Genomic DNA, 12,298 nt, shown 5'->3' on the forward strand with positions numbered 1-12,298 from the left:
ATTCCCAAAAAACTATGAGAGTAACCACATTTAAGAGAAAGGAAGTGTTAGGTTGAAAAATGTTAGTTTGAGAAATTAATTTTGTTTAGGTAATTACAAGCAAGCCAGCAATTATGAAATATCTCCAAGGAAAAGTCACATTAGTTACAGGAGCCACCAGAGGTATTGGGAAAGGAATTGCCATTGGACTAGGTGAAGCAGGCGCAACTGTATACATTACAGGGCGCAGCCTCAATAACTCTAATTCTCAGGATGATATTGGAGGTAGCTTAAATGACACCAAATTAGCAGTAGAAGCAGCTGGCGGTGTCTGCATTGCGATTGCAGTAGATCACAGTGATGATGAGCAAGTGCGATCGCTTTTTCAACGCATCGAACAAGAACAAGATGGCAAGCTGGATTTGCTGGTAAATAATGTATTTTCAGGAGTTCCAGCTTTAAGGAAGCTGGATGATAAACCTTTTTGGGATTTTGACGCGAGTCTCTGGGATGCTTGCAACAATGTAGGTTTACGTAGTCACTATGTAGCAAGTATTTTTGCAGCCAGGATGATGGCTAAACGTCAACAAGGCTTAATTTGTACAATTTCCTCTTGGGGTGGGCTTTCTTATATTTTTGGTGCAGCCTATGGTGCAGGTAAATCAGCGTGCGATCGCCTCGCCACAGACATGGCTGTTGAACTCAAACCCTATAATGTAGCTTCAATCTCCCTTTGGCCGGGGATTGTGGGCACAGAACACATTAGCAGCATCGCCTCAGAAATGGCTGACAGTAAGTCAACTGACCCAAAAAAAGCCATGTTTAGCGATCGCTATAACTGGGAAACGCCGTTATTAACAGGACGAGTCATTGCTAAACTCGCCAACGATTCAACAGTAATATCCCGTACAGGACGCGTGCATATTGTTGCTGAACTAGCCAAGCGATATGGAGTGGTAGATCAAGAAGGAAATCTACCTGTATCACTACGTTCTTTGCGCTTTTTGCTACCTACGGCTTTACCACAATTGAGAAAAAATTCCTGGCTAATACCAGATATCAAAATTCCTTGGTCACTGCTACTAATGAGTAGCCTCAGTTCCCCGAAAATTTGATAAAAAAACAGGACATAAGGGACTTCCAAATAAAAAAATATCCCAGTATTTATTGTGGGGTGGACATCTTGTCCGCCCAGTTTATGTGGCAGGCAAGATGCCCGCCCCACAAGATGGAATAATTTATTTGTTGGAAATCCCTAAGACATTTCCATTGATTTATCGATAGGACGAAAGAGGTGATGAATTTTGAATTTTGAATTTTGAATTTTGAATTTTGAATTCCCCAAAGGGGTCAGCTTTCTGGGAATGGGAAAAAGAGTACGGGATACCAGCTTTGACGCAAGATTTCAGCCGCAAAACTAGAAACCAACCATTCCTGGAGCTTACCTATAGTTTCGGAAGACACAGCAATTGCACTAATATCTGCCATAAAAGCTGTTTCTAAAATCTGATTTACAGGGTTTCCTTCGCGGACTTCTGTTTTTACTTGTAAATTTACTCCTTCCAAATCAGCTTTAATTTGAGATAGAGTTGCTTGCGCCTCCTGTGGCAGAATTTTTGGTGGTCTTTCTTGACGACCACAGTTATCTATTACCCAAGAAAGTTGACAATTTTGCAGAAATTGGCCATGCTGTTTCTCTGCTAAATCTTTCACCTGTTTTACCAAGTAATTCGCTGATTGAGTATTGTTATAAGGAAGTAGTAAAGAACGAAAAAGATGCTGACAACGCAGTGTTAATTCCTCGCTAGTGTAGGCAGATATTAACTGAGGACGTAATACTAATAAAGGAATTTTGGTTTGGTGGGATAAGTCAGACATCGTACTTCCCACTAATTTTTCTGTGAATAAGCTGCGACTTTGAGAACCTAAAATAATCAGTTCAGACTGATAACTTTGCGCTACCTTCAGGATTTTTTCAACTGCTTTTCCTGATTGAACTTCTATTTTGACTTCTACATCTGAATTATTTTCACCAACTGCTGCGGCTAATCGGGTTTGCGCTGCTTCGATGTTCTCAGTATCCACTTTTGGAATAGCGCCTTTTTCCCAAACTGGTACAACGTGCAGAAACACAATTTGCTTTATTCCTGCTAGCCCGAGGCTAGAAACAAAATGTGCCAAACGGTGCAAACCATCAGCAAAATCTGTGGAAATTAAAACTCTTTCAAACATAAATAATTTAATACAACGAAGTTTTCTGTATTCTACTTTGGCACTACAGCCATCTGCTTTGATTTTTGGAAATACTTATACCAATTCAAATAATGTTGGCGACAGATAAATTCTGAGGAAGGGCACGGCAGCCACAATCTTTTGGCATATCAAATATCTTACTGGTGCCCATTGGTGTTAACTTAAGCTAAAAGCTATATAGGGCAGGCGTTGTACAAAAACTCTCGCGCCCTCATCCCCTAACCCCTTCTCCCTCAGGGAGAAGGGGAATTGAATCTCTTGCTCCCATCTCCCTGAGGGAGAGGGGCTGGGGGTGAGGGTAAAACCTTTGCACAAAGCGGGTTTGGTGTTAAGTTGACACCAATGACTGGTGCCGTGCCCCTACCCATGTGTCGCATTTCAAAATTGTATTAGAAAAACGAAAGCCTCTATGAACAATATTTCACCACCATACGTGAAAATTGGACTAAAATTTTTACTCAAGACTCAGCACTATTTAAGTCGCAGTTGCACCCAACTGGAGAGCATAAAGGTTAGCGTAGACACCTTGCTGGGCGATCAGTTCTGCATGAGTTCCCCGTTCAACAATTTGTCCTTGCTGAATGACTAACACCTGAGAAGCCTGAGTTACAGTACTGAGGCGGTGAGCAATAACAAAGCTGGTACGCCCTTGCAACAAACGTGCGATCGCACTTTGTACGAGTGCTTCGGTGCGGGTATCGATACTGCTGGTAGCTTCATCAAGGATCAAAATTCTCGGGTTAATTAATACCGCACGGGCGATACTAATTAGTTGGCGCTGTCCCTGGCTGAGAGGCGCACCCCGTTCGCCTAATTGAGTGGTATAACCCTGGGGTAATGAGGTAATAAACTCATGCACATTCGCCAGTTGTGCCGCAGCTTCGATATCTGCTTGGGTAGCGTTAGGAACACCAAAGGCAATATTTTCCGCTACAGTACCGCTAAATAAAATATTATCTTGCAGGACAATGCCAATTTGACGACGCAGACTAGCTTGTGTCACAGTCCGCACGTCAATTTCATCTATTTTGACTGCACCATCAGAGACATCATAAAAGCGCAATATCAGGTTAATAATGGTAGTTTTGCCAGAGCCAGTAGGGCCGACTAAGGCGATCATCTGCCCAGGATAGGCGTGTAAATTTACACCTTTAAGTACTAATTGCTCTGAATTATAGCCAAATTTGACATCCTCGAAAGTCACCTCTCCTTGAATCGGTGGCATTTCTGTAGCATCGGGTGCATCATTAAGTTGCGATGGTTCATCTAAAAGTAGGAAAATTCGCTCTAATCCCGCAAAAGCAGACTGAGCTTGAGTGTAAAACTGGCTAAGAATTTGAATAGGACGGAAAAACTGCTGCACATACAGTAAAAAGGAAGTCACCACACCCACTGTTGCGCCACCAGTAACAGCTAGATAGCCGCCATAAGCGAGAACACCTGCGGTTGCTAAAGTATTGAGAAAATCAATTGATGGTAAAAATGCCGCAGTAATAGCTACAGCTTCAACATTGGCATCCCGATTAGCAGCGTTGAGAATATCAAACTCGGCAATATTGATATGTACGCGATTAAATGCTTGTGCTTCCCGTACACTGCCGATATCTTCTTCCAATTTGGCGGAAAGTTCGCCAATGGTTTGCCTAGTGACACGAAATCTCGCTCTTGCCCAACGTGCAAACAAGCTGGTGGTTAAAATCATCAGTGGTACAACTAGGTTGCTTAACAAGCCAAGTTGCAGATTGATTGTCAGCATGGCAATCACAATGCCCACCAAACTGAAAATGTTGCCTAGCATTTGGGCGATCGTTTGCCCAAATGCCTGATTGACAGTGTTGACATCATTGAGCAGACGGCTCATTAAATCGCCAGCTTCACTGCGGTCAAAAAAGCTCAGTGGTAAACTCTGAATTTTGATGAAAATATCTTGTCGCAGCTGCGCCAGCAAGCGCTGCATAATCCAGCCAACTCGCATAATTTGACCGCGAATTGCCCAGACACCAAGGGCATAAATTACCCCTAGTAAGGCTAATAGCAGCAGCAATCCCTGTAAATTACCGCGTGCAATTAGATGATCTACCGACCACCCAAGTAGAAATGGCCCGATCGCCTGGGTTGATGCACCCATGAGAACTAACGTCAAGGCAATGGGGATTTCTTTGCGGTAAGGTCGCAAGTATTGTAAGAAGCGCCGCAAGGTTGAGAGTTGATTACTTGCTTGTTGTTCGGGCGCAACAACCGGGCCAATACCTCTCATTTGTTCTCCTTTGCCTTGACTTGAGATTCCAAAATTGCACCGTAAAGCGGGCTGGTTTGCATCAATTGTTCGTGGCTTCCTTGGGCTACCAACCTTCCTTTATCAATTAACAAAATGCGATCGGCATTCTTCACCGTACTAATACGTTGAGCCACAACAAAGGTAACGCAGGCTTTGCGACGCATTAAGTTGTCGAGTTCAGCTTGGATTTGCGCCGCAGTTTTGGCATCTACAGCCGAGGTACTGTCATCCAAAATCAGAATACTGTAATCGGTGAGTAGGGTACGAGCGATCGCAATCCGCTGTTTTTGTCCCCCAGATAAACCGATACCCCTCTCCCCGACAATCGTCTCGTAGCCATCGGGTAAACCGTCGATAAAATCATGAATTTGGGCAGTTTTTGCGGCTTCAATGACTTCTGCTAGTGGGGCGTTGGGTTTGGCGTAAGCGATATTCTCGCGGAGAGTGCCAGAAAATAGGGTGGTTTCTTGAAAGACGATGCCAATATGCGCCCTCAGGCTTTTGAGGGTAAAATCCCGCACATCCCGCCCATCAATGCGAATTGAGCCGTTAGTGACATCATAAAACCGGGGAATCAAGTTCATCACGGTGCTTTTACCGGAACCTGTCATTCCTAGAACAGCGATTAGTTCTTTCGGCTTAGTTTCAAAAGAAACATCCTTCAGCGCTTCGGTTGTAGCACCAGGATAACGAAAAGAGACATTTTCAAAGGTGATTCTACCACCACAAGTTTTAAACTCAATTGCATCGGTGCGATCGCGAATTTCCACGGCTGCGTCTACCACTTCATAAACTCGCTGGGCTGAAGCCGCAGCTTGTGCGATCGCAGGTGCAGCAAACCCAATCAATAAAATTGGTTGCAGTACCAAAACTAAATAAGAGTTAAAAGCTACCAGTTCCCCAATCGAGAACCTCTGACCAATTACCTGCGCCCCCCCATAGCCAAAAACAGCCAGAGTCACTAAATTACTCAGCAAAAAGATAAACGGGAAGGTATTGTGAATAGCATCGATAGTCCTCATGTTAGCCGTGACCAGGCCATTATTTAGTCCTGTATAACGTGACCTTTCCGCCGACTCGCGCACGAAGGCTTTAACTACCCTAATCCCTACCAGATTTTCTTGTAATACCGCATTTAGATCACCCAGTTGTTGCTGTATCTGACCAAATAATCGGTCATTGCGGCTAATAAATCTTGCCATTAACCATCCTGAGATTGGCACAACTGTTAGAGTAATTAATGCCAATCGCCAATTCATGATCAGCAGAACTACCGCAATAGTCACTAATGTCACCACTGCACCAATCACCTGAATTAAGCTAGTACCAACAAATGTGCGGATTTGTTCAATATCGCTGGTAACGCGAGTTAATAGTTGCGAAGTTTGCGCCTTGTCGTGATAGCTAAAACTGAGATTTTGAATTTTGCTGAAAATCTTATTGCGTAAATCATAGGCTACACCTTGAGAAGCCGCTTCCGCCCAATAGCTTTGTCCAAAATTAAACAAACCCCGAGCGATCGCCGCAACTACCATCCATGCAGCACTATAAAGCACTATTTGTAAATTTTGCTGGACAATACCTCCATCAATTCCCCAGCGAAATAATTGGGGGGTAATTGCATTCGCAACTGTCAAAAGTAAGAGACTTAATAAAGCTCCTAAGGAAATCCATCGATAATTTCTTAAGCTAACCAAAACACGTTGGATGGCTTGCATTGACGAATTTTCTGTGAGTTCTGATTGTGGTAGCAATGAAATTCACCCTGGTATCTTTTAAAGATTATCTCGCATATTGAATACTCATGCTGAGTTTGATTATCTATAGATCATTAGTGATTGATTTGTCAGTTATGGAAACAGCTAGCTCAATTGGGGGATTCTCCCCCAAACCCCCGATTGGGTGAAGTTTGTGGGGAAGGTTTCCTTCCACAAAACTTCGGACGGTTGCGTCCCCCAAACCCCCTCCAAAATAATTGTTTTGTTGTCAATTTATTTTTTTACTGAACTGTATTGATCTATAAAGGGTGAATATTACATTGGCGATGAAATTATGTAATTAAATATGTTTGATTGTTGATTTTTTTATAAAATTGCTTAATAGATAAATATTATGTAGCTAGAAATAGTATTTATACAAATTAGAAAAAAGAATGCGACAGATTGTAGGGGCAGGGCACTGCCCATTGGTGTCAACTTAAGCTAAAAGCATAGGGCAGGCGTTGTACAAATACCTCGCGCCCTCATCCCCTAACCCCTTCTCCCTCAGGGAGAAGGGGAACTAAATCTCTTGCTCCCTTCTCCTGGTGGGAGAGGGGCTGGGGGTGAGGGCGAAACCTTTGCACAAAGAGGGTTTCACGTTAAGTTGACACCAATGAACGCAGTGGCTCCCCTACTTAAGAATTTGGAAGCTTAAAAATAATTCCTATTCACGAATTACGAATTCTCCAAAACTATTGGGCGCAATCTTCCTTCTACTTCTACATGAGGAAAATTTGGATCAAAAGTTAAATTTTCCAATTTATCATCTGCAAGAATTACAAAAGTATCTTCAATTTTTGCCCCTGGTAAACTGGGGTTCCAAGCCACAGCCATATTTTGTGCCAAAGTATCGCTAGTATGAGGATTAGCTACTATTTCTCTTGCTAAATATCCTGTTGTTCCACCTTGATGATGTTCGCGAATTGCATTAGGAAATCCGTGCTGTTGATAGGTTTGTGCTAAAGTTTCATAAACTGTATTCAGAGGTTTTCCTGGCTTGCATAAGTTCAATACTGAGGCTTCAATTTCGCGGATACTCTCATGCAATTTGGCTTGTGCTTCGGGAAGTTTACCAAAACAGACAAATCGTGTGAGATTGGCATATAATCCATAGCCACGCGCACAAAAAACCATCATCGCTTCTTTGCCAATTTCTTCTTTTGTCGCCGTCGCATGGCGATATAAAGGTAAACGTCTTTCTCCTGCAACTAGTGTCAGCGCTGGATGTAAACCCCTAGCCCACAAAGCTTCTGCACCTGCACCCGCTAATTGATATTCTGTCCAAGTAGGTTGAGCAACTTTTAGTACTTCTGTCATTGCTTCGCTGGCTTTGCGCCCTACTTGGCGATAACGTTCAATTTCTGTGGGTAACAGTACGCGTTTATGATTCAGTAGAGAAGCGGGTAATTGTTTTTCGATATGGGAGAGAGGGCGATCGCTTAAAACTATACCCCCATTGGTAGCATTGCGGACAAAAGCTTCACGGGCGTTACTATCAGCCCAAGGGTTAATGTGCAGCTTGAAATCAATTGGTAACTCTTCATCCTGCAAACGCTGGGCTTCTATTTCATCCGTCAGTACCCATGCATCTTGTGCTGTTACCAAAACTTCTGCAACCCCTGTTTCCGCAGTCAGCAGCACAGTGTTAGAACCGCCAGCCGTCGCCCAAGCAAACCAATCAGTTCCACGTAAACGCAATCCTGACGCTTCAGTTTCATTAAGGGTTTGGCGGATTAATTCTAACTTCAGGGAAATTTCTTGATTCACGGAATTCATCCCTACTTGCATTCCAAAAGTGCAAACATCAACGCCCGTACATAATGCATACGGATTTTAAACTCTTAATTTGGTTTGGGGTAAAGGTTAAAGGGTAAAGGTTAAAGGTTTTTTCTTGTCCCTTTTCCCCTTTACCTTTTCCCATTTCCCTTTTTCCCCTTCACCGACAAGTATTGGGATTGGGATCTGTGTATCTGCCGTATTCTTAATTTACAAGTGGTATTACCTCGGATTTAAGCGAATTGTTACCACAAAAACCTCAACCCTAAGACTGAGGGAATTGATAGCCATCGTAAAGTGGTGGTGAAAAGTTGCTACAGGGTACGCGAAATACGGAAACGTCAACCCTGAAGTTGATTCCGGGTACGCGAAATACGGAAACGTTAACCCTGAAGTTGATTCCGGGTACGCGAAATACGGAAACGTTAACCCTGAAGTTGATTCCGGGTACGCGAAACACGGAAACGTTAACCCTGAAGTTGATTCTGGGAACCCTGAAGTTGATTCCGGGTACGCGAAATACGGAAACGTTAACCCTGAAGTTGATTCCGGGAACTCTGAAGCTGATTCTGGATACGCGAAACACGAAAACGTCAAAGCAAAGCCCAAAAATTGTAGCGTGTGTGATGGCTGTGAAAGGTTTTGAGGCTAGAAAGACAATGCAAATCAGCCGTAACGCACCGCCATATAACTAAATAAAGTTCAGTGAAGAAAATTAATTGATAAGCTGTTCCATATTTAATACCAAATTAAAAAGAGAATGCGATAGATACACAGCTATAAACCTTGTCCTATCTGGATTCTTAATTTTGAATTTTGAATTTTGAATTTTGAATTGGTATAACTTGCATATATTGGGCAGGCAAGATGCCATTGGTGTCAACTTCAGCTAAAAGCTATATAGGGCGGGCGTTGTACAAATCGCGCCCTCATCCCCTAACCCCTTCTCCCCCGGGAGAAGGGGAACTAAATCTCTTGCTCCCCTCTCCCTGTGGGAGAGGGGCTGGGGGTGAGGGCGAAACCTTGCAACCAAGCAGGTTTCACGTTAAGTTGACACCAATGGCAAGATGCGCTTGTTTTAACTTATACCAATTCAAATAATGTCGGCGACAGATAAATTCTTTGTAAGGGCACGGCATCCGCAATCTTTTGGCATATCAAATATCTTACTGGTGCCGTGCCCCTACCCATCTGTCGCGTTCTGTTTTCAAAATGGCATTATGCGGAAACCGGCATTTCGATATTTACAGCCACCGCCTGTAAATCTTTAGCCTTATCTTCTGGTAAAGCATCATTAGCAAACATACCCGCTGCAAGTTCAGTTCCAGCTAAATACTTTAGCCTGTCACTGGTGCGATAGGGCGGATAAAACTGGGCGTGTAAATGTGCTTCAGGATGAGCTTTGCCATCGGTGGGTGCTTGGAACCAAGCCATGAGGTAAGGAAATGGGCGATTCCACAAACCATCATATTTGAGAGTGACGGTTTTTAATGCCCTAGCTAGTCCCTGACGTTGCTTTGCCGTCAAATCATGAAAGGTGGGTACTGGTTGTTTAGGTGCAAGCCAAACTTCGTAGGGGTAACGGGCGCATACGGGGATAAAAGCGATCGCTTCTTCATCTTGATAAATAATGCGCTGGTTGTCGGCTATCTCTTTTTCAATTAAATCCGCTAGTAAACCCCGTTGATGTTCTTGATAAAATTGCTGCTGCATCTCCAACATTTTGGCGGGAACTGGCGGGACAAAAGGATAGGCATAAATTTGTCCGTGGGGATGGTGTAATGTTACCCCTACCTCCACACCTTTATTTTCAAAGGGTAGGACATACTGTATTTGCGGATTTGCGCCAATTTCACGAGTGCGATCGCCCCAAACTTGCAACAATAACTCTAGATGGGACAATGCCAAAGCACTGAGGGAAGTATTAGGGTTTTGAGTGAATACCACTACCTCGCACGCCCCATTCGCAGGTAAAGTTTCCACAATGCTAGCTGGCGGATTATTTGCTGTCACTGCCATTGAGGGAAAGCGATTATCAAACACAGCAATGTCATATTTCCCCTGTGGTAGTTCTGTGGGAAACTCCCGATTGCTGGTGGGTGCGAGGGGGTTATATTCTGGGGGCGGCATAAAAGTCCGCCCTTGACGGTGACTAGCGTAAGCTACCCATTCTCCCCGTAAGGGGTGCCAGCGCAGGTGGGGATTGGCTTGCACTGGCTCATTACTGGGACTAGTAGCTGTAATATCTTGAGAAATGGGGTATCGACTATATAAAGTTAGTTGGCGGCCATCTGGCTTTAACAACTTGTGGGAGTACATAATCCTCCAGAAAGGGTAGCAGCGCGTATCGTCTCCAGTGGAATTTTCGGTGTGCGATCGGCGTATAACAACCCGTTAGCTTCTTGGAAGGTATCGGTTAATTGTGTATAGCAGAAACCGCTAAACATCTCGATGTTATTCACACTTTCCAGCAAAGCAGTGTATTTAATTTCTAATTCCGAGAGATTCCAGCAACGCTCGTATCCCCAGGCTTTGTTAGCATCAGGTTGATCTTCTGGCGCATAAGCAATTCCGCCAAACTCGGTCAGCATGACTGGCTGTCCTTGGTGGGGATAATTATCCAGTGTGAGAATACGTCCGCCGGGACGCTGACGATTGAATAAATCTGATAGCTTTACTTCTGGGCCATAACGTTGAGTCAAATGCTGGGGATTGGTATCGTAGTCATGGATGGCGAGAATGTCGGTATCTGTACTTTCCCAGCCATCATTACCAATCACAGGACGAGTCGGATCGAGTGTCTTGGTTAAGTGATACATCGCCAAAACATAGTTCCGGTGAGCCTGTGTCTCAACTAAATTTGGCACTCCCCAAGACTCATTAAAAGGTACCCAAGCAACAATACAGGGGTGATTAACATCCCGCTTAATGACTTCCATCCACTCATGGGTCATGCGTGCCACTGCTTTGGGGGAGAAGCGATAAGCGCTAGGCATCTCCTCCCATACTAACAACCCCAACACATCTGCCCAATATAAAAAGCGGGGGTCTTCAATTTTTTGGTGTTTGCGGACTCCATTGAAACCCATCGCTTTTGCGAGTTCTACATCTCGCCGCAATGCCAAATCATTGGGTGCAGTCATTAGGCTTTCAGCCCAGTAACCTTGGTCAAGCACCAAACGCAAATAGTAAGGACGACCGTTAAGCATAAAGCGATCGCGCTGGATGCTGACAGTCCGCATTGCTGTGTAAGATATTACTTTATCTACTAGTTGCCCGTTATCCCATAACTCAATCTCAGCATTGATAATTGTCGGTTTCTCTGGACTCCACAACAATTCATTACGGTAATCATCAATACCAGGGTCAGAAAGAGAAATTCGGCGGTTCACCTCGCCATTAAATACTTCATAAATATCATTCGCCAGCACGCGATCGCCCACAGTTAACTTCATCTTCATTTGAATACCTGAAGCTGGCGCATTACCTGCAAGGGCAGCATAACAACCAATTTCCCAGCGTTCAAAGTCGGGAGTCCAACGAATATGATCTATATAAGTCGCTGCTACAGGTTCTATCCACACTGTCTGCCAAATTCCACTGGTACGCGGATACCAAATACTGTGGGGTTCTAGCTGCCAATCCTGCTTACCACGGGGCTTGGCGAGGTCTTGTGGATCGTCCTGCGCCCAAACAGTCACCTTGGTTGTACCCCTATTATTTAAAGCAGCAGTAATATCCATCGTGAAATTGGTGTGTCCGCCTTCATGCTCGCCAATATATTGATCGTTGACCCAAACACGGGCCAGATAATCTACAGCCCCAAAGTGCAGCAATAACCTACCCTCACCTGGGGGTGTAGCAAATTCCTTTTCATACCAACAATTGGGATGAAATCCAGTGTCAGCAATACCACTTTTGATAGATTCGGGAGCATAAGGTACTTGGATATCATGTGTCCAATGGCTCAGGTCACTGGGGCGAGTGCATTTGCCTTGGTCATCAAATGCAAACTTCCAAACACCGTTGAGACTTTGCCAAGGCGATCGCGCAGAATTTTTGGTAGAAATTCGTCGCAATTGTGGACGTGGATAAGCCGTATCGATTAACTCTAAAGTTGTTTTTTTATCGGCATGAGATTTTAAATCCACCGCGTTATTAGCCATCTCCAACAAATTAGTTTCCATATATTCTTAAATTCGCTATAGAAATTATTTTTGAAAAACTTGTCTCTAGCTGAATCTTCCCAGAG

At 44.0% G+C, this 12,298-nt stretch carries 7 protein-coding genes; 1 reads left to right on the forward strand and 6 read right to left on the reverse strand.

Translation table 11 applies throughout. The features are described from left to right. Positions 1-113: 113 nt before the first annotated feature. Entirely contained in the window at positions 114-1,094 is a 981-nt protein-coding gene (locus tag AACU25_RS11460; protein ID WP_096575679.1) for an SDR family NAD(P)-dependent oxidoreductase, read from the forward strand. A gap of 235 nt (positions 1,095-1,329) precedes the next feature. Here the strand turns inward: AACU25_RS11460 and AACU25_RS11465 are convergent, their stop codons facing one another. The 6 genes from AACU25_RS11465 to AACU25_RS11490 form a co-directional block, all read right to left on the reverse strand. After that, positions 1,330-2,211 (reverse strand): universal stress protein, encoded by an 882-nt coding sequence (locus AACU25_RS11465; protein ID WP_096575681.1) that lies wholly within the window; start codon positions 2,209-2,211, stop codon positions 1,330-1,332. Between the two features lie 496 nt (positions 2,212-2,707). Continuing rightward, positions 2,708-4,489 carry an ABC transporter ATP-binding protein gene (locus tag AACU25_RS11470; RefSeq protein ID WP_096575683.1) on the reverse strand — a complete coding sequence of 594 codons (1,782 nt, stop codon included), beginning with the start codon at positions 4,487-4,489 and terminating at the stop codon, positions 2,708-2,710. Next, on the reverse strand, positions 4,486-6,228 hold the full coding sequence (locus AACU25_RS11475; RefSeq protein ID WP_190445699.1) for an ABC transporter transmembrane domain-containing protein: 1,743 nt from the start codon (positions 6,226-6,228) through the stop codon (positions 4,486-4,488). Before AACU25_RS11475 ends, AACU25_RS11470 begins: the two co-directional genes overlap by 4 nt. A gap of 717 nt (positions 6,229-6,945) precedes the next feature. Then, a complete protein-coding gene (locus tag AACU25_RS11480; RefSeq protein WP_096575687.1) occupies positions 6,946-8,046 on the reverse strand; it encodes a M24 family metallopeptidase in 1,101 nt (366 codons plus the stop codon). 1,218 nt (positions 8,047-9,264) lie between these two features. Then, entirely contained in the window at positions 9,265-10,365 is a 1,101-nt protein-coding gene (gene galT, locus AACU25_RS11485; RefSeq protein WP_096575689.1) for a galactose-1-phosphate uridylyltransferase, read from the reverse strand. Then, a complete protein-coding gene (locus AACU25_RS11490) occupies positions 10,344-12,212 on the reverse strand; it encodes a glycoside hydrolase family 2 protein (protein WP_339382014.1) in 1,869 nt (622 codons plus the stop codon). The genes galT and AACU25_RS11490 overlap by 22 nt, the downstream gene beginning before the upstream one ends. Positions 12,213-12,298 lie beyond the last annotated feature (86 nt).

It is taken from the genome of Tolypothrix tenuis PCC 7101 (assembly GCF_963874875.1).
Taxonomy (GTDB): domain Bacteria; phylum Cyanobacteriota; class Cyanobacteriia; order Cyanobacteriales; family Nostocaceae; genus Aulosira; species Aulosira tenue.

Coding starts and splice junctions, on each gene's coding strand:
- AACU25_RS11460 (WP_096575679.1), top strand. CDS start 114: ATGAAATATCTCCAAGGAAAAGTCACATTAGTTACAGGAGCCACCAGA.
- AACU25_RS11465 (WP_096575681.1), bottom strand. CDS start 2,211: ATGTTTGAAAGAGTTTTAATTTCCACAGATTTTGCTGATGGTTTGCAC.
- AACU25_RS11470 (WP_096575683.1), bottom strand. CDS start 4,489: ATGAGAGGTATTGGCCCGGTTGTTGCGCCCGAACAACAAGCAAGTAAT.
- AACU25_RS11475 (WP_190445699.1), bottom strand. CDS start 6,228: ATGCAAGCCATCCAACGTGTTTTGGTTAGCTTAAGAAATTATCGATGG.
- AACU25_RS11480 (WP_096575687.1), bottom strand. CDS start 8,046: ATGAATTCCGTGAATCAAGAAATTTCCCTGAAGTTAGAATTAATCCGC.
- galT (WP_096575689.1), bottom strand. CDS start 10,365: ATGTACTCCCACAAGTTGTTAAAGCCAGATGGCCGCCAACTAACTTTA.
- AACU25_RS11490 (WP_339382014.1), bottom strand. CDS start 12,212: ATGGCTAATAACGCGGTGGATTTAAAATCTCATGCCGATAAAAAAACA.